10 protein-coding genes, 10 tRNA genes and 8 rRNA genes are annotated in these 23150 nt (G+C 46.3%); 5 read left to right on the forward strand and 23 right to left on the reverse strand.

Features of this window, described 5'->3' with window-relative positions:
- Nucleotides 1-73 precede the first annotated feature (73 nt).
- The 7 genes from nusG to OCU78_RS13605 all read right to left on the reverse strand — a co-directional run bounded on the left by nusG (nucleotide 74) and on the right by OCU78_RS13605 (nucleotide 2924).
- Nucleotides 74-622 carry a transcription termination/antitermination protein NusG gene (gene nusG / locus OCU78_RS13575; RefSeq protein ID WP_137375017.1) on the reverse strand — a complete coding sequence of 183 codons (549 nt, stop codon included), beginning with the start codon at nucleotides 620-622 and terminating at the stop codon, nucleotides 74-76.
- A 12-nt stretch (nucleotides 623-634) separates the two neighbouring features.
- Nucleotides 635-1012 (reverse strand): preprotein translocase subunit SecE, encoded by a 378-nt coding sequence (secE, locus tag OCU78_RS13580; protein ID WP_137375016.1) that lies wholly within the window; start codon nucleotides 1010-1012, stop codon nucleotides 635-637.
- A 223-nt stretch (nucleotides 1013-1235) separates the two neighbouring features.
- Nucleotides 1236-2420: an elongation factor Tu gene (gene tuf / locus OCU78_RS13585; RefSeq protein ID WP_137375015.1), complete on the reverse strand. Its 1185-nt coding sequence runs from the start codon at nucleotides 2418-2420 to the stop codon at nucleotides 1236-1238.
- Between the two features lie 94 nt (nucleotides 2421-2514).
- Nucleotides 2515-2590: transfer RNA gene (locus tag OCU78_RS13590), tRNA-Thr, on the reverse strand.
- Between the two features lie 14 nt (nucleotides 2591-2604).
- Nucleotides 2605-2679, reverse strand: a tRNA-Gly gene (locus OCU78_RS13595).
- 38 nt (nucleotides 2680-2717) lie between these two features.
- Nucleotides 2718-2802 (reverse strand) — tRNA-Tyr (locus OCU78_RS13600).
- A gap of 46 nt (nucleotides 2803-2848) precedes the next feature.
- Nucleotides 2849-2924, reverse strand: a tRNA-Thr gene (locus OCU78_RS13605).
- A 207-nt stretch (nucleotides 2925-3131) separates the two neighbouring features.
- Between OCU78_RS13605 and coaA the strand changes: the two genes are divergently transcribed.
- Nucleotides 3132-4055 carry a type I pantothenate kinase gene (gene coaA, locus OCU78_RS13610; protein ID WP_137375014.1) on the forward strand — a complete coding sequence of 308 codons (924 nt, stop codon included), beginning with the start codon at nucleotides 3132-3134 and terminating at the stop codon, nucleotides 4053-4055.
- A gap of 9 nt (nucleotides 4056-4064) precedes the next feature.
- On the opposite strand, the gene birA is transcribed toward coaA, so the two are convergent.
- Both birA and murB read right to left on the reverse strand, forming a co-directional pair.
- A complete protein-coding gene (birA, locus tag OCU78_RS13615; RefSeq protein ID WP_137375218.1) occupies nucleotides 4065-5030 on the reverse strand; it encodes a bifunctional biotin--[acetyl-CoA-carboxylase] ligase/biotin operon repressor BirA in 966 nt (321 codons plus the stop codon).
- Entirely contained in the window at nucleotides 5030-6073 is a 1044-nt protein-coding gene (gene murB / locus OCU78_RS13620) for a UDP-N-acetylmuramate dehydrogenase (protein ID WP_137375013.1), read from the reverse strand. Before murB ends, birA begins: the two co-directional genes overlap by 1 nt.
- A 66-nt stretch (nucleotides 6074-6139) precedes the next feature.
- Here murB and OCU78_RS13625 point away from each other — a divergent pair, with 66 nt between their 5' ends.
- Nucleotides 6140-6571 carry a GNAT family N-acetyltransferase gene (locus tag OCU78_RS13625; RefSeq protein ID WP_137375012.1) on the forward strand — a complete coding sequence of 144 codons (432 nt, stop codon included), beginning with the start codon at nucleotides 6140-6142 and terminating at the stop codon, nucleotides 6569-6571.
- Between the two features lie 91 nt (nucleotides 6572-6662).
- Nucleotides 6663-8003, forward strand: coding sequence for a CDP-diacylglycerol--serine O-phosphatidyltransferase (gene pssA / locus OCU78_RS13630; RefSeq protein ID WP_137375011.1), 1341 nt, complete (start codon nucleotides 6663-6665; stop codon nucleotides 8001-8003).
- Nucleotides 8004-8409: 406 nt separating this feature from the next.
- On the opposite strand, the gene OCU78_RS13635 is transcribed toward pssA, so the two are convergent.
- The 3 genes from OCU78_RS13635 to OCU78_RS13645 form a co-directional block, all read right to left on the reverse strand.
- Nucleotides 8410-8486 (reverse strand) — tRNA-Asp (locus tag OCU78_RS13635).
- Nucleotides 8487-8553: 67 nt separating this feature from the next.
- A 5S ribosomal RNA gene (rrf, locus tag OCU78_RS13640) occupies nucleotides 8554-8669 on the reverse strand.
- Nucleotides 8670-8795: 126 nt separating this feature from the next.
- Nucleotides 8796-11689, reverse strand: a 23S ribosomal RNA gene (locus tag OCU78_RS13645).
- Between the two features lie 25 nt (nucleotides 11690-11714).
- Here OCU78_RS13645 and OCU78_RS13650 point away from each other — a divergent pair.
- Nucleotides 11715-11849, forward strand: a complete 135-nt coding sequence (locus OCU78_RS13650; RefSeq protein WP_261856019.1) for a hypothetical protein — start codon at nucleotides 11715-11717, stop codon at nucleotides 11847-11849.
- A gap of 207 nt (nucleotides 11850-12056) precedes the next feature.
- On the opposite strand, the gene OCU78_RS13655 is transcribed toward OCU78_RS13650, so the two are convergent.
- From OCU78_RS13655 to OCU78_RS13680, 6 genes are all read right to left on the reverse strand, one after another.
- Nucleotides 12057-12132: transfer RNA gene (locus tag OCU78_RS13655), tRNA-Val, on the reverse strand.
- Between the two features lie 32 nt (nucleotides 12133-12164).
- Nucleotides 12165-12240 (reverse strand) — tRNA-Lys (locus tag OCU78_RS13660).
- 2 nt (nucleotides 12241-12242) lie between these two features.
- Nucleotides 12243-12318: transfer RNA gene (locus OCU78_RS13665), tRNA-Glu, on the reverse strand.
- A gap of 91 nt (nucleotides 12319-12409) precedes the next feature.
- Nucleotides 12410-13964: ribosomal RNA gene (locus tag OCU78_RS13670) — 16S ribosomal RNA — on the reverse strand.
- Between the two features lie 397 nt (nucleotides 13965-14361).
- Nucleotides 14362-14477, reverse strand: a 5S ribosomal RNA gene (gene rrf, locus OCU78_RS13675).
- 127 nt (nucleotides 14478-14604) lie between these two features.
- Nucleotides 14605-17498: ribosomal RNA gene (locus OCU78_RS13680) — 23S ribosomal RNA — on the reverse strand.
- 24 nt (nucleotides 17499-17522) lie between these two features.
- On the opposite strand from OCU78_RS13680, the gene OCU78_RS13685 reads away from it, so the two are divergent.
- Nucleotides 17523-17657 carry a hypothetical protein gene (locus tag OCU78_RS13685; protein WP_261856019.1) on the forward strand — a complete coding sequence of 45 codons (135 nt, stop codon included), beginning with the start codon at nucleotides 17523-17525 and terminating at the stop codon, nucleotides 17655-17657.
- Between the two features lie 140 nt (nucleotides 17658-17797).
- Here OCU78_RS13685 and OCU78_RS13690 read toward each other — a convergent pair.
- The 5 genes from OCU78_RS13690 to OCU78_RS13710 all read right to left on the reverse strand — a co-directional run bounded on the left by OCU78_RS13690 (nucleotide 17798) and on the right by OCU78_RS13710 (nucleotide 23125).
- A tRNA-Ala gene (locus OCU78_RS13690) sits at nucleotides 17798-17873 on the reverse strand.
- 20 nt (nucleotides 17874-17893) lie between these two features.
- Nucleotides 17894-17970, reverse strand: a tRNA-Ile gene (locus OCU78_RS13695).
- 67 nt (nucleotides 17971-18037) lie between these two features.
- A 16S ribosomal RNA gene (locus OCU78_RS13700) occupies nucleotides 18038-19592 on the reverse strand.
- A 397-nt stretch (nucleotides 19593-19989) separates the two neighbouring features.
- Nucleotides 19990-20105 (reverse strand): 5S ribosomal RNA (gene rrf, locus OCU78_RS13705).
- A 126-nt stretch (nucleotides 20106-20231) separates the two neighbouring features.
- Nucleotides 20232-23125, reverse strand: a 23S ribosomal RNA gene (locus tag OCU78_RS13710).
- The 16S, 23S and 5S rRNA genes sit together here with 6 tRNA genes alongside, the layout of an rRNA operon.
- Nucleotides 23126-23150 lie beyond the last annotated feature (25 nt).

The following is a 23150-nucleotide window of genomic DNA, read 5'->3' on the forward strand; positions in this document are numbered from 1 at the left end:
CTTCCATAGAAGTAAAAAGGCGCGAAATTATAATCATAATTCGCGCCTATAACAACCCTAAAAAGGTGTTTTTTTAATCAAGTTTTTCAACTTGACCAAATTCAAGCTCAACAGGTGTTGCACGACCAAAGATCGATACAGAAACCTTAATGCGGCTCTTCTCGTAATCTACTTCTTCAACTGTACCGTTAAAGTCAGCAAACGGACCATCATTAACACGAACCACTTCACCCGCTTCAAACATTGTCTTAGGACGCGGAGATTCACTCGCTTTCTCTAGACGGTTCAAGATAGCATCGGCTTCTTTGTCTGTGATTGGTGCCGGACGATCAGAGGTACCACCAATGAAGCCCATAACACGAGGGATACTACGCACTAAGTGCCATGATTCGTCTTCCATAATCATTTGAACTAATACATAGCCAGGGAAGAACTTACGTTCACTCTTACGACGTTGACCTGCGCGCATTTCCACTACTTCTTCAGTAGGTACTAGCACATCGCCAAACAGTTCTTCCATGTTGTGCATTTTAATATGCTCGCGTAGCGATTGTGCAACACGACCTTCAAAGCCAGAAAAGGCTTGAACTACATACCAACGTTTTTTTGGAGCTTCACTCATGAATCAGAACCCTCACACACCAGTCGCTAGAGCAACTAAACGGACCATAATGCCGTCAATTCCCCATAGCACTAGTGACATAACAATACATACAGCTAACACGATCAACGTAGTTTGCATAGTTTCTTGGCGAGTAGGCCAAACCACTTTGCGAATTTCAACTCGAGACTCTTGAGCGAACGAGATCGCAGCTTTACCTTTAGTTGTTGTTGCTGCAACGCCTAGTGCGGCAGCAATCAGCACAACTACACCTGCAGCGCGAATTACAACAGACAATTCACCATACAGGTAATTACCCACAACAGCGGCAGCTAACAGAACAAAAGCGGCTACCCACTTCATTGTATCTGCTGCATTTGAGCTATCAGGAGTTTCAGCGTTTGCTTTCATAAAACCAACCTGTGATAAGTCTTAAATATAGACGACAATAACCCCGCTGTTGCAGGGCACATTCCTTTGCGTTGCAAAACAACACATTTAATAGCCATTTCAAACAAAATAACCATAGAATTCTTTGCTAAGAGCTAAAATTGACGTTAAATCAAGCAACTCTTTTTTTAGCGCAGAAAAAGGGCATCAAATGATGCCCTTTTTACTAGTGGTTCGTCAAATCTTATGCAAAGATTTTAGCTACAACACCAGCACCAACTGTACGGCCACCTTCGCGGATTGCGAAACGTAGACCTTCGTCCATTGCGATTGGAGCGATTAGCTCAACAGTCATTTGAACGTTGTCACCTGGCATTACCATTTCTACGCCTTCAGGTAGAGTGATATCGCCTGTTACGTCAGTTGTACGGAAGTAGAACTGTGGACGGTAACCCTTGAAGAAAGGAGTGTGACGGCCGCCTTCGTCTTTAGAAAGTACATATACTTCAGACTCAAACTTAGTGTGTGGGTTGATTGAACCTTTCGCAGAAAGTACTTGACCACGTTCAACGTCATCACGCTTAGTACCACGTAGAAGTGCGCCAACGTTCTCACCTGCACGACCTTCGTCAAGCAGCTTACGGAACATTTCAACACCAGTACAAGTAGTAAGAGTAGTCTCTTTGATACCAACGATTTCTACTTCGTCACCTACACGTAGGATACCACGCTCGATACGACCAGTAACAACAGTACCACGACCTTGAATTGAGAACACATCTTCAATAGGAAGTAGGAACGGTAGATCAACAGCACGCTCTGGAAGTGGAATGTAAGAATCTAGTGCTTCTGCAAGCTCAACAATCTTGTCTTCCCACTGCTTTTCGCCGTTTAGAGCGCCAAGTGCAGAACCTTGAATTACTGGAAGGTCGTCTCCTGGGTACTCGTACTCAGAAAGAAGTTCACGAACTTCCATTTCTACTAGCTCAAGTAGCTCTTCGTCATCAACCATGTCACATTTGTTCATGAATACGATGATGTAAGGGATACCAACTTGACGACCAAGTAGGATATGCTCACGAGTTTGTGGCATAGGACCATCTGTAGCAGCAACAACTAGGATACCGCCATCCATTTGAGCAGCACCAGTGATCATGTTTTTAACATAATCGGCGTGTCCAGGACAGTCTACGTGTGCGTAGTGACGTTCAGGAGTATCGTACTCAACGTGAGAAGTTGCGATTGTGATACCGCGCTCACGCTCTTCTGGAGCGTTATCGATAGATGCGAAGTCTTTTGCTTCACCACCGTACACTTTAGAAAGTGTAGTACAGATAGCAGCTGTTAGAGTTGTTTTACCGTGGTCAACGTGGCCGATAGTACCAACGTTTACGTGCGGTTTCGTACGTTCAAATTTTTCTTTAGACATGGGGTGTCCCTCTAGGTACGGGTATTAGGTGGCATTAAGCCACGCAACCAAAAAAATGGCGTTATGATATAAAAAGGAAAAGTATGCTTTAGACTGGTGCTAATACCCAGAGTCGAACTGGGGACCTCACCCTTACCAAGGGTGCGCTCTACCGACTGAGCTATATCAGCACACAAAAATGAGTTGGAGCGTGCAGCGGGAATCGAACCCGCATCATCAGCTTGGAAGGCTGAGGTAATAGCCATTATACGATGCACGCAACACGTAACTCTTTTGAGCTATTTAACCTTTAGAATATGGTGGAGGGAGACGGATTCGAACCATCGAAGGCAGTGCCGGCAGATTTACAGTCTGCTCCCTTTGGCCACTCGGGAACCCCTCCAAATTTTTTAGCTTTCTCTCATGGCCTGAATAACAGATGGAGAAAGTGGTGCCGACTACCGGAATCGAACTGGTGACCTACTGATTACAAGTCAGTTGCTCTACCTACTGAGCTAAGTCGGCACAAGTGGGGCGCATTTTATTGAATGATTTTCCACCTTGCAATAGGAAAATTAAAAAAATTAAAAAAATCTTCAATATAGGCACTTTAGAGTACTGTTTATCTCAAGTTTTAGGAGATTATATTCAAGCTGATCATTTTAGATATTTGATTTATGAACCGCTTGCTGTATTTTCCATTCAATTGATTTTCTTTCTATAGAGTGTTGTATGAGCCCATTTATGTCATTTGATCGCACGCATTGGTCTGATCTAAGAAATTCCGTGCCAATGACGCTATCAGAAAGCGACTTAAAAGAGCTTCAAGGCATTAATGAAAAGCTCACAATTGAAGAAGCAGTCGACATTTACCTCCCTTTATCTCGCTTACTCAATCTATATGTCGCCGCCAGACAAAACCGTAATTCAGTCCTACATCAGTTTTTAGATAAAACAGATAAAGCGCCACCTTTCATTATTGGTATAGCAGGCAGTGTTGCTGTAGGGAAAAGTACGACAGCTAGGTTACTAAAAGCTTTATTATCTCGTTGGGAAAATCACCCTAAAGTTGAACTCATCACGACTGATGGTTTTCTATATCCTAATGAGGAGTTACAAGCGCGAGGTTTAATGACTAAAAAGGGTTTTCCAGAGTCTTACGATATAAAACGTTTAGTCCAATTTGTTTCAGACGTGAAGGCATGCAAACGTAATGTTACGGCTCCAGTTTATTCACATTTAACCTATAACATTACGGGTGAGAACAAGGTTGTAGACCTACCTGATGTTTTAATCATTGAGGGATTGAACGTACTTCAAAGCGGGATGAATTACCCACATGAGCCACATAGAGTATTTATTTCAGACTTTTTAGATTTTTCTCTTTATGTCGACGCTGATAGCTCACTCATTAAAGAGTGGTATATCAACCGTTTTATGAAATTCAGAGAAGGAGCCTTCACTAAACCTGGCTCTTATTTTAGTCATTATACAAAACTGTCCAATCAATTAGCTTTTGAGAAAGCTGAAAGCATTTGGCAATCAATTAATGGCCTTAATCTAGAGCAAAATATTTTGCCGACTCGAGAACGTGCCCATCTGATCCTACGCAAAGGACAAAATCACACAGTAGAAGAAGTACTTTTAAGAAAGTAGTAGAAGTGATTAATCATTTTTTCTAAGGGATATTTCTCCACCAATGTGACTCTCAAGACCATTATGAGTCTTGAGTAACACGGCACCTTGTTCATTAATTCCCATGACTTCTCCCTCTAACTCCCTTGGTCCAATCAATAACCGTACATTTCGACCTAAGAAATTATCCAAGCGATTCCATCTAGGGACAAACCCTGACATCCCATTCAATTCGTAATCAGTTAACGCAGTATGCCATGCGCAAATTAATGCTTGAGCAAGTTCCGTTCTGTTAGGAACTTCTCCATTACAAACTTCTGTAAGTGACGTCCATGGCTGATCAATCCCTTCAACTTCCGATTTCATCGACATATTTAGACCTAAGCCAATGACAATATGAGCAGCACCACCGGCTTGACCTGATAGCTCGACCAATATCCCTGCAAGTTTTTTATCGTTATAATAAAGGTCATTCGGCCATTTTAATTTAATTCCCTGAACCCCTATTTTTTCTAAGGCTTCGACAACAGCTACCCCTACAACAAGGCTTAACCCCATTGCAGCAGCCATGCCGGCATCAAGTTTCCAATACATTGATAAGTATAAGTTTGCGCCAAATGGAGATACCCACTCTCGACCACGACGACCACGTCCAGCGGCTTGATACTCAGCAAGACATACCGATCCAGAAGCGAGTTCATTCGTTCTATCGAGTAGATATTGGTTTGTAGAATCAATGATAGGAATCACATCGACTGAGGCGTCATCGGAAGCTGCAACTAACGAGCTTTGACTAAGCATTTCAAGAGAGTCAGCTAATTGATACCCACGACCTTGTACCCGGAAAATATCAATGCCCCAACACTGTATGCCTTTGATATGTTTACTCACCGCAGCTCGTGAAATACCGAGCAATTCACCAAGTTTTTCACCTGAATGGAATTGACCATCAGAAAGACACGTGAGTAGAGTCAGCTTTGTACTATGTTCTTTCATCATTGATTGTCCACAATTTCAGCTAAGTTAGTTTCACATTTATTTCCAATGAAACGAACCTCATGTTCCAAATCAATCTCAAAACGTGCACGTACCGCCTCACGGACTCTCTTTGCCAAAATGATGACATCATCTGAAGTAGCCGAGCCTGCATTAATAATAACAAGTGCCTGTTTAGCGTGAATTTGAGCCCCTCCCTCACGCAAACCTTTATATCCACATTGGTCAATGAGCCACCCAGCAGCAACTTTTACTGTTTCACCACAGGGATAGCCAACAATGTCGGGAAACTTAGCTTGAACACGATCAAAAAGATCCTTGGAGATCACCGGGTTTTTAAAGAAACTTCCTGCATTACCTTGTTGCATTGGATCGGGAAGCTTTTCAGTTCGTATTTTGCAGACCTCATTAAAGATAGATTGAGAAGACAAGTTATCAGAGGCAAGTTCTTTTAATGGTCCGTAGTGGTTACATGCCTTCCAAGGCTTTTCTAAAAATAGTCCTATTGCGATGACGACTGATTTTTCATATAAATCATGTTTAAATATTGAATCTCGATAGTCAAATAAACAGTCACTGCGCGATAGTCGTTTAACTTTAAAAGTATCAAGGCAAAGGATATCGACATACTCACAAACATCCTTAAATTCAACACCATAAGCACCTATATTCTGAATAGGAGCGGAGCCTGCACACCCAGGAATCATAGCTAAGTTTTCTAAACCTGCCATATTCTTTTCTACACTCCATCCAACTAAGTCAGGCCAATCTTCTCCACCAGAAATATGTAACTTGAAGCCATTGGGTTCGTCAGAGACCTTTTTCCCTAAAATCCTATTGATTATAACCACGCCAGAAAAGTGCCTTGTAAACAGCATATTGCTGCCTTTACCAAGTATCAGCTTAGGTAAGTGTTTCCACTCTTCTGATTGATAAACGGTGATGAGCTCTTCAACGGAATGCACTTCGACTAATACCTCACAGGTTTGATCAATCGAAAATGTATGGAAAGCTTTGAGGTTGGCGTTCAGATAAGATTGCATGGCGCTATTTAGTTAAATTACACTCAGTGTATTCTACAGCAGATAATTAAACAGCGCAGTGACAGAATGAACAATGTCGAAATAAGTCAACTAGACCCAATAAAAGTCCCACTGGTTAAAAAGTTTTATAAAGAACATTATCCAACAGGTAAAGTAAACAAGAGCGAGTTAATTTACTCATTAACAAAAGACAACTCAATTATAGGTATTGTTCGCTTTAGAAGTATTGAAGAATATCGCTTATTAACTGGCATGGTGATTTCAACCGCGTTACGTGGGCAAGGACATGGTAGTCTGTTAATGAACTATTGCGTCTCAAATATCCTCACCAACCAAGATTTCTGCTTTGCTTATCGCCACCTTGAAAGCTTTTACTCCGCACATTATTTCAAGAAGATAGATGTAGTAGATCTACCGAATAGCTTAAAAACATTATTTTTACGCTACACAAATAGCGGTAAAGATCTCATTCCGATGCACTTCCAAGCAAATTGTTAAAGAATGGCTCGATTGTCTAGTCATTATGGGTATGACTTTGATAAAATTAGTGGTCCGCAATTTTGCATACTTTTAAGGTAAAACAGTCGATATGATTGCCAGTAGGAATCCATTAGTACAGTTGCCAACTTTGGCACAAGATCCAGATCAGTTTGATGTACTACTCTCAGCGCAAGAGTTCAGAATTCGTTTACTTAAAGAAATCTCGTCAGCAACTGAGCGAATCTGCTTAGTTGCATTGTATTTAGAAGACGACGATGCAGGTCGTGAAATCATGACCGCCTTGTATGAAGCAAAGCAAGTTAAGCCTGAATTAGATATCAGTATTTGTGTGGATTGGCATCGCGCTCAAAGAGGCTTAATTGGTGCTGAGTCTTCTGAAGGTAATGCTGCAATGTATAGAACCTTCGCAGAACAATATGAACATTCCATCCCAGTTTATGGGGTCCCTGTCCGTGGTCGTGAAGTTTTTGGGGTTCTTCACCTCAAAGGCTTTATAATCGATGATTCCGTTATTTATAGCGGAGCAAGTCTCAACAATATCTATTTGAACTACCACGATCGCTACCGCTTTGATCGCTATCATGTTATGAAAAACATAGCTCTAGCAAACTCGATGTATGCGTATATACATAATGAAATGATTGCAGATAGTGCAGTCAATGACTTAGCAAAGTCTAAAAAGCCAACAACAAAAGAGATTAAACCAGCCATTAGGCAACTTAGATCAGCTCTAGCACGCTCTCAATACAAGTTCGACTCTCAAGATATATCTACTGAGCAAGTGGCAATAACTCCGCTAGTAGGCATAGGAAAGAGACGTAATAGATTAAATCAAGGTATAAATCAGCTGATTGCACAAGCAAAAGACGAAGTATTCATTTGCACACCTTATTTTAATTTCCCACCAAGCCTTGCCAAAGAAGTAAAAAAAGCACTTAAACGTGGCGTAAAAATACGTATTGTAGTCGGCGATAAAACGGCGAATGACTTCTTTATCTCTCCGGAGGAAGAATTCAAAACTATTGGTGGTTTACCTTACCTATATGAAGTAAACCTACGACGCTTTGCAAAAGCTAATGAGTCACATATTGCAAGTCGTAATCTTTCTATCCACTTATGGAAACATGACAATAATAGCTTCCATCTAAAAGGGATTTGGGTCGATAAACGCTATATGCTGTTAACTGGGAACAATTTAAACCCAAGAGCTTGGAAGTTAGATTTAGAGAATGGGATTTTTATTCAAGATCACTACAACCATCTATCAAACAAGTTCCAAGCTGAAGTAGATAACATTCTTCAACACACTCAGCTTATCTGCACCTATAAGCAATTAGAAAAAATTGAAACCTACCCAGATCAAGTTCAAAAGCTCATACGGAAGATAACCAGAGTCAAAGCTGATAGAGTTTTAAAACAGATATTATAAGCACAAGCCCAGTATTTTTAATGCTGGGCTTAATTTTTATCATTATAAATTAATAGAGATGAACTTATATTACCGTTTAAACCCAACCCCACCTCGATATATCCAACCTAAAGACTTAATATCAGCGTTCATAACACATCAAATTGAGCTAAAAAGCTATTTCTTCGAGTAAAAGCTAGAATTATAAAAACTATTAGTTAGAAACAGAACTTACAGATACTGCTATTAATAGTAATGAGGAAAGACAGCTTGGAGAGGCGTATTAAATGAGAAAAAGCTATTCAATCTATTGATGGCGTCGACAAGAAGCGATCACCCACGCCTTATGCTATTCAGGTACAGACCTAAAAACATATTCCTTGAAACGTAAAAAGCCCTAGTCGTAAGACTAGGGCTTTTCAAATAGTGGCGGAGTGGACGGGACTCGAACCCGCGACCCCCGGCGTGACAGGCCGGTATTCTAACCAACTGAACTACCACTCCGCAGTGGTCAACTCACTAAGTGAGCGTCCATATCTCCAGGTTGGTCAACCTAAAGATTTAATTTAAAGCCTGGCGATGTCCTACTCTCACATGGGGAAGCCCCACACTACCATCGGCGCTATTGTGTTTCACTTCTGAGTTCGGCATGGGATCAGGTGGGTCCACAATGCTATGGTCGCCAAGCAAATTTTGCTTTTACTTTCAGTTTAAAAACTGAAGGCAAAATAATCTGGAAAGCTGTTTTTGTTCTCTTCAAACTCATTCAAGGTCTGGTATTTCTATGAGTCCACAAAACCCCTTGGGTGTTGTATGGTTAAGCCTCACGGGCAATTAGTACAGGTTAGCTCAATGCCTCGCAGCACTTACACACCCTGCCTATCAACGTCGTAGTCTACGACAACCCTTAAGGACGCTTAAAGCGTCAGGGAAAACTCATCTCAAGGCTCGCTTCGCGCTTAGATGCTTTCAGCGCTTATCGATTCCGAACTTAGCTACCGGGCAATGCCATTGGCATGACAACCCGAACACCAGAGGTTCGTCCACTCCGGTCCTCTCGTACTAGGAGCAGCCCCTTTCAATTTTCCAACGCCCACGGCAGATAGGGACCGAACTGTCTCACGACGTTCTAAACCCAGCTCGCGTACCACTTTAAATGGCGAACAGCCATACCCTTGGGACCGACTTCAGCCCCAGGATGTGATGAGCCGACATCGAGGTGCCAAACACCGCCGTCGATATGAACTCTTGGGCGGTATCAGCCTGTTATCCCCGGAGTACCTTTTATCCGTTGAGCGATGGCCCTTCCATTCAGAACCACCGGATCACTATGACCTGCTTTCGCACCTGCTCGAATTGTCATTCTCGCAGTCAAGCGGGCTTATGCCATTGCACTAACCACACGATGTCCAACCGTGTTTAGCCCACCTTCGTGCTCCTCCGTTACTCTTTGGGAGGAGACCGCCCCAGTCAAACTACCCACCAGGCACTGTCCGTAATCCCGATTCAGGGACCGACGTTAGAACATCAAGCATACAAGGGTGGTATTTCAAGGACGACTCCATCACATCTAGCGACGCAATTTCATAGTCTCCCACCTATCCTACACATGTAGGGTCAATGTTCAGTGCCAAGCTGTAGTAAAGGTTCACGGGGTCTTTCCGTCTAGCCGCGGGTACACTGCATCTTCACAGCGATTTCAATTTCACTGAGTCTCGGGTGGAGACAGCGTGGCCATCATTACGCCATTCGTGCAGGTCGGAACTTACCCGACAAGGAATTTCGCTACCTTAGGACCGTTATAGTTACGGCCGCCGTTTACCGGGGCTTCGATCAAGAGCTTCGACCGAAGTCTAACCCCATCAATTAACCTTCCGGCACCGGGCAGGCGTCACACCGTATACGTCATCTTACGATTTTGCACAGTGCTGTGTTTTTAATAAACAGTTGCAGCCACCTGGTATCTGCGACTCTCGTCTGCTCCATCCGCAAGGGACTTCACTGATAAGAGCGTACCTTCTCCCGAAGTTACGGTACCATTTTGCCTAGTTCCTTCACCCGAGTTCTCTCAAGCGCCTTGGTATTCTCTACCCGACCACCTGTGTCGGTTTGGGGTACGATTTCTTATAATCTGAAGCTTAGAGGCTTTTCCTGGAAGTATGGCATCAATGACTTCACTACCGTAGTAGCTCGACATCGTATCTCAGCGTTAATGAAAGTCCGGATTTACCTAAACTTTCCGCCTACGTACTTGGACCTGGACAACCGTCGCCAGGCTCACCTAGCCTTCTCCGTCCCCCCATCGCAATTATAAGAAGTACAGGAATATTAACCTGTTTCCCATCGACTACGCCTTTCGGCCTCGCCTTAGGAGTCGACTTACCCTGCCCCGATTAACGTTGGACAGGAACCCTTGGTCTTCCGGCGAGGGAGTTTTTCACTCCCTTTATCGTTACTCATGTCAGCATTCGCACTTCTGATACCTCCAGCAGCCCTTACAGACCACCTTCAACGGCTTACAGAACGCTCCCCTACCCCACATACCCTAAGGTACGTAGCCGCAGCTTCGGTGTATAGCTTAGCCCCGTTACATCTTCCGCGCAGGCCGACTCGACCAGTGAGCTATTACGCTTTCTTTAAATGATGGCTGCTTCTAAGCCAACATCCTGGCTGTCTGAGCCTTCCCACATCGTTTCCCACTTAGCTATACTTTGGGACCTTAGCTGGCGGTCTGGGTTGTTTCCCTCTCCACGACGGACGTTAGCACCCGCCGTGTGTCTCCCGGATAGTACTTACTGGTATTCGGAGTTTGCAAAGGGTTGGTAAGTCGGGATGACCCCCTAGCCTTAACAGTGCTCTACCCCCAGTAGTATTCGTCCGAGGCGCTACCTAAATAGCTTTCGGGGAGAACCAGCTATCTCCAGGTTTGATTGGCCTTTCACCCCTAGCCACAAGTCATCCGCTAATTTTTCAACATTAGTCGGTTCGGTCCTCCAGTTGATGTTACTCAACCTTCAACCTGCCCATGGCTAGATCACCTGGTTTCGGGTCTAATCCTAGCAACTGTACGCCCAGTTAAGACTCGGTTTCCCTACGGCTCCCCTAAACGGTTAACCTTGCTACTAAAATTAAGTCGCTGACCCATTATACAAAAGGTACGCAGTCACACCACGAAGGTGCTCCTACTGCTTGTACGTACACGGTTTCAGGTTCTATTTCACTCCCCTCACAGGGGTTCTTTTCGCCTTTCCCTCACGGTACTGGTTCACTATCGGTCAGTCAGTAGTATTTAGCCTTGGAGGATGGTCCCCCCATATTCAGACAGGATATCACGTGTCCCGCCCTACTCGATTTCACTGATTATGATGCGTCGGTTACGGGGCTATCACCCTTTGTTGCGACACTTTCCAGAGTCTTCACCTGCATCATTAAAAGCTTAAGGGCTAATCCAATTTCGCTCGCCGCTACTTTCGGAATCTCGGTTGATTTCTCTTCCTCGGGGTACTTAGATGTTTCAGTTCCCCCGGTTTGCCTCCTGTTGCTATGTATTCACAACAGGATACTTACTTATGTAAGTGGGTTTCCCCATTCAGGAATCCCAGACTCAAAAGGTTATTACTACCTAATCTGGGCTTATCGCAAGTTATTACGCCTTTCATCGCCTCTGACTGCCAAGGCATCCACCGTGTACGCTTAGTCACTTAACCATACAACCCGAAAGGGTCTTAGTGTATGGCAACTAACCAAGGTTTTGGTTGTCATCAAGAAGGGTTAATTCTTGATAACTGTTTGCCGGACTCAATTGTGAATCAAACTAGGTTTGATTCGAATACAAGACACTTGAATGTGTTTGTTGTGTTTATCTAGTTAAAGATAAACATTGAGAACTTTTAAATTTGATTGAATTACTCGTAAGTAATCAATCAGTCAGCTTTCCAAATTGTTAAAGAGCATGAGACTTTAAGAACCAGTGTTCTAAAATTCACATTTTCTAAAGACTCTCAGAGTCAAACATACCAACCAGCGACAAAAGAAGTGGTTTGGATATGAATATAACCAAGAATATTTAGAGAATGGTGGGCGATACCGGGCTCGAACCAGTGACCCCCTGCTTGTAAGGCAGGTGCTCTCCCAACTGAGCTAATCGCCCACGATAGTTTTAATTCCTTCGCGGAGAAAGAATGGTGGGTCGTGCAGGATTCGAACCTGCGACCAATTGATTAAAAGTCAACTGCTCTACCAACTGAGCTAACGACCCAATGGTATCCCGTAGGGGAGTCGAACCCCTGTTACCGCCGTGAAAGGGCGGTGTCCTAGGCCTCTAGACGAACGGGACACTGGATATTGAAGAACTTGGGAGTTCTTCGTCTCTTTTACTTTCTAAACCTAATCAATCTGTGTGGGTACTCATCAACGATATCTTCGTATAAGGAGGTGATCCAGCCCCAGGTTCCCCTAGGGCTACCTTGTTACGACTTCACCCCAGTCATGAACCACAAAGTGGTGAGCGTCCTCCCCGAAAGGTTAAACTACCCACTTCTTTTGCAGCCCACTCCCATGGTGTGACGGGCGGTGTGTACAAGGCCCGGGAACGTATTCACCGTGACATTCTGATTCACGATTACTAGCGATTCCGACTTCATGGAGTCGAGTTGCAGACTCCAATCCGGACTACGACGCACTTTTTGGGATTCGCTCACTATCGCTAGCTTGCTGCCCTCTGTATGCGCCATTGTAGCACGTGTGTAGCCCTACTCGTAAGGGCCATGATGACTTGACGTCGTCCCCACCTTCCTCCGGTTTATCACCGGCAGTCTCCCTGGAGTTCCCGACATTACTCGCTGGCAAACAAGGATAAGGGTTGCGCTCGTTGCGGGACTTAACCCAACATTTCACAACACGAGCTGACGACAGCCATGCAGCACCTGTCTCAGAGCTCCCGAAGGCACACCTGCGTCTCCGCTGGCTTCTCTGGATGTCAAGAGTAGGTAAGGTTCTTCGCGTTGCATCGAATTAAACCACATGCTCCACCGCTTGTGCGGGCCCCCGTCAATTCATTTGAGTTTTAATCTTGCGACCGTACTCCCCAGGCGGTCTACTTAACGCGTTAGCTCCGAAAGCCACGGCTCAAGGCCACAACCTCCAAGTAGACATCGTTTACGGCGTGGACTACCAGGGTATCTAATCCTGTTTGCTCCCCACGCTTTCGCATCTGAGTGTCAGTATCTGTCCAGGGGGCCGCCTTCGCCACTGGTATTCCTTCAGATCTCTACGCATTTCACCGCTACACCTGAAATTCTACCCCCCTCTACAGTACTCTAGTTCACCAGTTTCAAATGCAGTTCCGAGGTTGAGCCCCGGGCTTTCACATCTGACTTAATGAACCACCTGCATGCGCTTTACGCCCAGTAATTCCGATTAACGCTCGCACCCTCCGTATTACCGCGGCTGCTGGCACGGAGTTAGCCGGTGCTTCTTCTGTTGCTAACGTCAAGAGATAAGCGTATTAAGCTTACCCCCTTCCTCACAACTGAAAGTACTTTACAACCCGAAGGCCTTCTTCATACACGCGGCATGGCTGCATCAGGCTTTCGCCCATTGTGCAATATTCCCCACTGCTGCCTCCCGTAGGAGTCTGGACCGTGTCTCAGTTCCAGTGTGGCTGATCATCCTCTCAGACCAGCTAGGGATCGTCGCCTTGGTGAGCCATTACCTCACCAACTAGCTAATCCCACCTAGGCGTATCCGGTAGCACAAGGCCCGAAGGTCCCCTGCTTTGCTCCATAGAGATTATGCGGTATTAGCCATCGTTTCCAATGGTTATCCCCCTCTACCGGGCAACTTCCTAGGCATTACTCACCCGTCCGCCGCTCGACGCCCAACAAATCATCCGAAGAGTCAATGTTGTCGTTTCCGCTCGACTTGCATGTGTTAGGCCTGCCGCCAGCGTTCAATCTGAGCCATGATCAAACTCTTCAATTTAAGATTTTGTCGGCTCAATGAATACTGACTTCAAAACTATTATTTACCGAAGTAAACATGTAATTCTAAAGCTATTACCATTCCAACAGAATGGTAATGAATTGACTGTGCCAAAATTAAGTAAACTTAATTTTGTATTGGTCACTCAGTTCATTGAAACCAAATTGATTTCCGAGGAAATCTTGCTTTGCTATTGCAAAACAAATTTTGATATTCATCAACGAGTGCCCACACAGATTGATAGGTTTAAATTGTTAAAGAGCTTTGCTTTCAGTGCCTTAGCACTTAAGCAGGACGCGCATAATACGCTTTCCACTTTGAAAGTCAACATAAAATACTAAGAAAACCTAGAACTCTATGGTGACTTGTCTAGAAACTAGACAAAGTCGAAATTAAAGCCTGGCGATGTCCTACTCTCACATGGGGAAGCCCCACACTACCATCGGCGCTATTGTGTTTCACTTCTGAGTTCGGCATGGGATCAGGTGGGTCCACAATGCTATGGTCGCCAAGCAAATTTTGCTTTTACTTTCAGTTTTAAAAACTGAAGGCAAAATAATCTGGAAAGCTGTTTTTGTTCTCTTCAAACTCATTCAAGGTCTGGTATTTCTATGAGTCCACAAAACCCCTTGGGTGTTGTATGGTTAAGCCTCACGGGCAATTAGTACAGGTTAGCTCAATGCCTCGCAGCACTTACACACCCTGCCTATCAACGTCGTAGTCTACGACAACCCTTAAGGACGCTTAAAGCGTCAGGGAAAACTCATCTCAAGGCTCGCTTCGCGCTTAGATGCTTTCAGCGCTTATCGATTCCGAACTTAGCTACCGGGCAATGCCATTGGCATGACAACCCGAACACCAGAGGTTCGTCCACTCCGGTCCTCTCGTACTAGGAGCAGCCCCTTTCAATTTTCCAACGCCCACGGCAGATAGGGACCGAACTGTCTCACGACGTTCTAAACCCAGCTCGCGTACCACTTTAAATGGCGAACAGCCATACCCTTGGGACCGACTTCAGCCCCAGGATGTGATGAGCCGACATCGAGGTGCCAAACACCGCCGTCGATATGAACTCTTGGGCGGTATCAGCCTGTTATCCCCGGAGTACCTTTTATCCGTTGAGCGATGGCCCTTCCATTCAGAACCACCGGATCACTATGACCTGCTTTCGCACCTGCTCGAATTGTCATTCTCGCAGTCAAGCGGGCTTATGCCATTGCACTAACCACACGATGTCCAACCGTGTTTAGCCCACCTTCGTGCTCCTCCGTTACTCTTTGGGAGGAGACCGCCCCAGTCAAACTACCCACCAGGCACTGTCCGTAATCCCGATTCAGGGACCGACGTTAGAACATCAAGCATACAAGGGTGGTATTTCAAGGACGACTCCATCACATCTAGCGACGCAATTTCATAGTCTCCCACCTATCCTACACATGTAGGGTCAATGTTCAGTGCCAAGCTGTAGTAAAGGTTCACGGGGTCTTTCCGTCTAGCCGCGGGTACACTGCATCTTCACAGCGATTTCAATTTCACTGAGTCTCGGGTGGAGACAGCGTGGCCATCATTACGCCATTCGTGCAGGTCGGAACTTACCCGACAAGGAATTTCGCTACCTTAGGACCGTTATAGTTACGGCCGCCGTTTACCGGGGCTTCGATCAAGAGCTTCGACCGAAGTCTAACCCCATCAATTAACCTTCCGGCACCGGGCAGGCGTCACACCGTATACGTCATCTTACGATTTTGCACAGTGCTGTGTTTTTAATAAACAGTTGCAGCCACCTGGTATCTGCGACTCTCGTCTGCTCCATCCGCAAGGGACTTCACTGATAAGAGCGTACCTTCTCCCGAAGTTACGGTACCATTTTGCCTAGTTCCTTCACCCGAGTTCTCTCAAGCGCCTTGGTATTCTCTACCCGACCACCTGTGTCGGTTTGGGGTACGATTTCTTATAATCTGAAGCTTAGAGGCTTTTCCTGGAAGTATGGCATCAATGACTTCACTACCGTAGTAGCTCGACATCGTATCTCAGCGTTAATGAAAGTCCGGATTTACCTAAACTTTCCGCCTACGTACTTGGACCTGGACAACCGTCGCCAGGCTCACCTAGCCTTCTCCGTCCCCCCATCGCAATTATAAGAAGTACAGGAATATTAACCTGTTTCCCATCGACTACGCCTTTCGGCCTCGCCTTAGGAGTCGACTTACCCTGCCCCGATTAACGTTGGACAGGAACCCTTGGTCTTCCGGCGAGGGAGTTTTTCACTCCCTTTATCGTTACTCATGTCAGCATTCGCACTTCTGATACCTCCAGCAGCCCTTACAGACCACCTTCAACGGCTTACAGAACGCTCCCCTACCCCACATACCCTAAGGTACGTAGCCGCAGCTTCGGTGTATAGCTTAGCCCCGTTACATCTTCCGCGCAGGCCGACTCGACCAGTGAGCTATTACGCTTTCTTTAAATGATGGCTGCTTCTAAGCCAACATCCTGGCTGTCTGAGCCTTCCCACATCGTTTCCCACTTAGCTATACTTTGGGACCTTAGCTGGCGGTCTGGGTTGTTTCCCTCTCCACGACGGACGTTAGCACCCGCCGTGTGTCTCCCGGATAGTACTTACTGGTATTCGGAGTTTGCAAAGGGTTGGTAAGTCGGGATGACCCCCTAGCCTTAACAGTGCTCTACCCCCAGTAGTATTCGTCCGAGGCGCTACCTAAATAGCTTTCGGGGAGAACCAGCTATCTCCAGGTTTGATTGGCCTTTCACCCCTAGCCACAAGTCATCCGCTAATTTTTCAACATTAGTCGGTTCGGTCCTCCAGTTGATGTTACTCAACCTTCAACCTGCCCATGGCTAGATCACCTGGTTTCGGGTCTAATCCTAGCAACTGTACGCCCAGTTAAGACTCGGTTTCCCTACGGCTCCCCTAAACGGTTAACCTTGCTACTAAAATTAAGTCGCTGACCCATTATACAAAAGGTACGCAGTCACACCACGAAGGTGCTCCTACTGCTTGTACGTACACGGTTTCAGGTTCTATTTCACTCCCCTCACAGGGGTTCTTTTCGCCTTTCCCTCACGGTACTGGTTCACTATCGGTCAGTCAGTAGTATTTAGCCTTGGAGGATGGTCCCCCCATATTCAGACAGGATATCACGTGTCCCGCCCTACTCGATTTCACTGATTATGATGCGTCGGTTACGGGGCTATCACCCTTTGTTGCGACACTTTCCAGAGTCTTCACCTGCATCATTAAAAGCTTAAGGGCTAATCCAATTTCGCTCGCCGCTACTTTCGGAATCTCGGTTGATTTCTCTTCCTCGGGGTACTTAGATGTTTCAGTTCCCCCGGTTTGCCTCCTGTTGCTATGTATTCACAACAGGATACTTACTTATGTAAGTGGGTTTCCCCATTCAGGAATCCCAGACTCAAAAGGTTATTACTACCTAATCTGGGCTTATCGCAAGTTATTACGCCTTTCATCGCCTCTGACTGCCAAGGCATCCACCGTGTACGCTTAGTCACTTAACCATACAACCCGAAAGGGTCTTGTGTATGGCAACTAACCAAGGTTTTGGTTGTCATCAAGAAGGGTTAATTCTTGATAACTGTTTGCCGGACTCAATTGTGAATCAAACTAGGTTTGATTCGAATACAAGACACTTGAATGTGTTTGTTGTGTTTATCTAGTTAAAGATAAACATTGAGAACTTTTAAATTTGATTGAATTACTCGTAAGTAATCAATCAGTCAGCTTTCCAAATTGTTAAAGAGCTTGATTCAATAAATTGAACCATTTTTAAAAACACTTAAGTAAATGTGCTTAAAGATGGTGGAGCTATGCGGGATCGAACCGCAGACCTCCTGCGTGCAAGGCAGGCGCTCTCCCAGCTGAGCTATAGCCCCATCTGTGTTGCAATCGATATTGGTGGGTCTGAGTGGACTTGAACCACCGACCTCCCGCTTATCAGGCGAGCGCTCTAACCAGCTGAGCTACAGACCCAATATCGTCTCTTTTACTTTTTAAACCTAATCAATCTGTGTGGGTACTCATCAACGATATCTTCGTATAAGGAGGTGATCCAGCCCCAGGTTCCCCTAGGGCTACCTTGTTACGACTTCACCCCAGTCATGAACCACAAAGTGGTGAGCGTCCTCCCCGAAAGGTTAAACTACCCACTTCTTTTGCAGCCCACTCCCATGGTGTGACGGGCGGTGTGTACAAGGCCCGGGAACGTATTCACCGTGACATTCTGATTCACGATTACTAGCGATTCCGACTTCATGGAGTCGAGTTGCAGACTCCAATCCGGACTACGACGCACTTTTTGGGATTCGCTCACTATCGCTAGCTTGCTGCCCTCTGTATGCGCCATTGTAGCACGTGTGTAGCCCTACTCGTAAGGGCCATGATGACTTGACGTCGTCCCCACCTTCCTCCGGTTTATCACCGGCAGTCTCCCTGGAGTTCCCGACATTACTCGCTGGCAAACAAGGATAAGGGTTGCGCTCGTTGCGGGACTTAACCCAACATTTCACAACACGAGCTGACGACAGCCATGCAGCACCTGTCTCAGAGCTCCCGAAGGCACACCTGCGTCTCCGCTGGCTTCTCTGGATGTCAAGAGTAGGTAAGGTTCTTCGCGTTGCATCGAATTAAACCACATGCTCCACCGCTTGTGCGGGCCCCCGTCAATTCATTTGAGTTTTAATCTTGCGACCGTACTCCCCAGGCGGTCTACTTAACGCGTTAGCTCCGAAAGCCACGGCTCAAGGCCACAACCTCCAAGTAGACATCGTTTACGGCGTGGACTACCAGGGTATCTAATCCTGTTTGCTCCCCACGCTTTCGCATCTGAGTGTCAGTATCTGTCCAGGGGGCCGCCTTCGCCACTGGTATTCCTTCAGATCTCTACGCATTTCACCGCTACACCTGAAATTCTACCCCCCTCTACAGTACTCTAGTTCACCAGTTTCAAATGCAGTTCCGAGGTTGAGCCCCGGGCTTTCACATCTGACTTAATGAACCACCTGCATGCGCTTTACGCCCAGTAATTCCGATTAACGCTCGCACCCTCCGTATTACCGCGGCTGCTGGCACGGAGTTAGCCGGTGCTTCTTCTGTTGCTAACGTCAAGAGATAAGCGTATTAAGCTTACCCCCTTCCTCACAACTGAAAGTACTTTACAACCCGAAGGCCTTCTTCATACACGCGGCATGGCTGCATCAGGCTTTCGCCCATTGTGCAATATTCCCCACTGCTGCCTCCCGTAGGAGTCTGGACCGTGTCTCAGTTCCAGTGTGGCTGATCATCCTCTCAGACCAGCTAGGGATCGTCGCCTTGGTGAGCCATTACCTCACCAACTAGCTAATCCCACCTAGGCGTATCCGGTAGCACAAGGCCCGAAGGTCCCCTGCTTTGCTCCGTAGAGATTATGCGGTATTAGCCATCGTTTCCAATGGTTATCCCCCTCTACCGGGCAACTTCCTAGGCATTACTCACCCGTCCGCCGCTCGACGCCCAACAAATCATCCGAAGAGTCAATGTTGTCGTTTCCGCTCGACTTGCATGTGTTAGGCCTGCCGCCAGCGTTCAATCTGAGCCATGATCAAACTCTTCAATTTAAGATTTTGTCGGCTCAATGAATACTGACTTCAAAACTAATATTTACCGAAGTAAACATGTAATTCTAAAGCTATTACCATTCCAACAGAATGGTAATGAATTGACTGTGCCAAAATTAAGTAAACTTAATTTTGTATTGGTCACTCAGTTCATTGAAACCAAATTGATTTCCGAAGAAATCTTGCTTTGCTATTGCAAAACAAATTTTGATATTCATCAACGAGTGCCCACACAGATTGATAGGTTTAAATTGTTAAAGAGCTTTGCTTTCAGTGCCTTAGCACTTAAGCAGGACGCGTATAATACGCTTTCTACTTTGAAAGTCAACATAAAATACTAAGAAAACTTAGAACTCTATGGTGACTTGTCTAGAAACTAGACAAAGTCGAAATTAAAGCCTGGCGATGTCCTACTCTCACATGGGGAAGCCCCACACTACCATCGGCGCTATTGTGTTTCACTTCTGAGTTCGGCATGGAGTCAGGTGGGTCCACAATGCTATGGTCGCCAAGCAAATTTTGCTTTTACTTTCAGTTTAAAAACTGAAGGCAAAATAATCTGGAAAGCTGTTTTTGTTCTCTTCAAACTCATTCAAGGTCTGGTATTTCTATGAGTCCACAAAACCCCTTGGGTGTTGTATGGTTAAGCCTCACGGGCAATTAGTACAGGTTAGCTCAATGCCTCGCAGCACTTACACACCCTGCCTATCAACGTCGTAGTCTACGACAACCCTTAAGGACGCTTAAAGCGTCAGGGAAAACTCATCTCAAGGCTCGCTTCGCGCTTAGATGCTTTCAGCGCTTATCGATTCCGAACTTAGCTACCGGGCAATGCCATTGGCATGACAACCCGAACACCAGAGGTTCGTCCACTCCGGTCCTCTCGTACTAGGAGCAGCCCCTTTCAATTTTCCAACGCCCACGGCAGATAGGGACCGAACTGTCTCACGACGTTCTAAACCCAGCTCGCGTACCACTTTAAATGGCGAACAGCCATACCCTTGGGACCGACTTCAGCCCCAGGATGTGATGAGCCGACATCGAGGTGCCAAACACCGCCGTCGATATGAACTCTTGGGCGGTATCAGCCTGTTATCCCCGGAGTACCTTTTATCCGTTGAGCGATGGCCCTTCCATTCAGAACCACCGGATCACTATGACCTGCTTTCGCACCTGCTCGAATTGTCATTCTCGCAGTCAAGCGGGCTTATGCCATTGCACTAACCACACGATGTCCAACCGTGTTTAGCCCACCTTCGTGCTCCTCCGTTACTCTTTGGGAGGAGACCGCCCCAGTCAAACTACCCACCAGGCACTGTCCGTAATCCCGATTCAGGGACCGACGTTAGAACATCAAGCATACAAGGGTGGTATTTCAAGGACGACTCCATCACATCTAGCGACGCAATTTCATAGTCTCCCACCTATCCTACACATGTAGGGTCAATGTTCAGTGCCAAGCTGTAGTAAAGGTTCACGGGGTCTTTCCGTCTAGCCGCGGGTACACTGCATCTTCACAGCGATTTCAATTTCACTGAGTCTCGGGTGGAGACAGCGTGGCCATCATTACGCCATTCGTGCAGGTCGGAACTTACCCGACAAGGAATTTCGCTACCTTAGGACCGTTATAGTTACGGCCGCCGTTTACCGGGGCTTCGATCAAGAGCTTCGACCGAAGTCTAACCCCATCAATTAACCTTCCGGCACCGGGCAGGCGTCACACCGTATACGTCATCTTACGATTTTGCACAGTGCTGTGTTTTTAATAAACAGTTGCAGCCACCTGGTATCTGCGACTCTCGTCTGCTCCATCCGCAAGGGACTTCACTGATAAGAGCGTACCTTCTCCCGAAGTTACGGTACCATTTTGCCTAGTTCCTTCACCCGAGTTCTCTCAAGCGCCTTGGTATTCTCTACCCGACCACCTGTGTCGGTTTGGGGTACGATTTCTTATAATCTGAAGCTTAGAGGCTTTTCCTGGAAGTATGGCATCAATGACTTCACTACCGTAGTAGCTCGACATCGTATCTCAGCGTTAATGAAAGTCCGGATTTACCTAAACTTTCCGCCTACGTACTTGGACCTGGACAACCGTCGCCAGGCTCACCTAGCCTTCTCCGTCCCCCCATCGCAATTATAAGAAGTACAGGAATATTAACCTGTTTCCCATCGACTACGCCTTTCGGCCTCGCCTTAGGAGTCGACTTACCCTGCCCCGATTAACGTTGGACAGGAACCCTTGGTCTTCCGGCGAGGGAGTTTTTCACTCCCTTTATCGTTACTCATGTCAGCATTCGCACTTCTGATACCTCCAGCAGCCCTTACAGACCACCTTCAACGGCTTACAGAACGCTCCCCTACCCCACATACCCTAAGGTACGTAGCCGCAGCTTCGGTGTATAGCTTAGCCCCGTTACATCTTCCGCGCAGGCCGACTCGACCAGTGAGCTATTACGCTTTCTTTAAATGATGGCTGCTTCTAAGCCAACATCCTGGCTGTCTGAGCCTTCCCACATCGTTTCCCACTTAGCTATACTTTGGGACCTTAGCTGGCGGTCTGGGTTGTTTCCCTCTCCACGACGGACGTTAGCACCCGCCGTGTGTCTCCCGGATAGTACTTACTGGTATTCGGAGTTTGCAAAGGGTTGGTAAGTCGGGATGACCCCCTAGCCTTAACAGTGCTCTACCCCCAGTAGTATTCGTCCGAGGCGCTACCTAAATAGCTTTCGGGGAGAACCAGCTATCTCCAGGTTTGATTGGCCTTTCACCCCTAGCCACAAGTCATCCGCTAATTTTTCAACATTAGTCGGTTCGGTCCTCCAGTTGATGTTACTCAACCTTCAACCTGCCCATGGCTAGATCACCTGGTTTCGGGTCTAATCCTAGCAACTGTACGCCCAGTTAAGACTCGGTTTCCCTACGGCTCCCCTAAACGGTTAACCTTGCTACTAAAATTAAGTCGCTGACCCATTATACAAAAGGTACGCAGTCACACCACGAAGGTGCTCCTACTGCTTGTACGTACACGGTTTCAGGTTCTATTTCACTCCCCTCACAGGGGTTCTTTTCGCCTTTCCCTCACGGTACTGGTTCACTATCGGTCAGTCAGTAGTATTTAGCCTTGGAGGATGGTCCCCCCATATTCAGACAGGATATCACGTGTCCCGCCCTACTCGATTTCACTGATTATGATGCGTCGGTTACGGGGCTATCACCCTTTGTTGCGACACTTTCCAGAGTCTTCACCTGCATCATTAAAAGCTTAAGGGCTAATCCAATTTCGCTCGCCGCTACTTTCGGAATCTCGGTTGATTTCTCTTCCTCGGGGTACTTAGATGTTTCAGTTCCCCCGGTTTGCCTCCTGTTGCTATGTATTCACAACAGGATACTTACTTATGTAAGTGGGTTTCCCCATTCAGGAATCCCAGACTCAAAAGGTTATTACTACCTAATCTGGGCTTATCGCAAGTTATTACGCCTTTCATCGCCTCTGACTGCCAAGGCATCCACCGTGTACGCTTAGTCACTTAACCATACAACCCGAAAGGGTCTTAGTGT

It is taken from the genome of Vibrio gallaecicus, assembly GCF_024347495.1.
Lineage (GTDB): Bacteria > Pseudomonadota > Gammaproteobacteria > Enterobacterales > Vibrionaceae > Vibrio > Vibrio gallaecicus.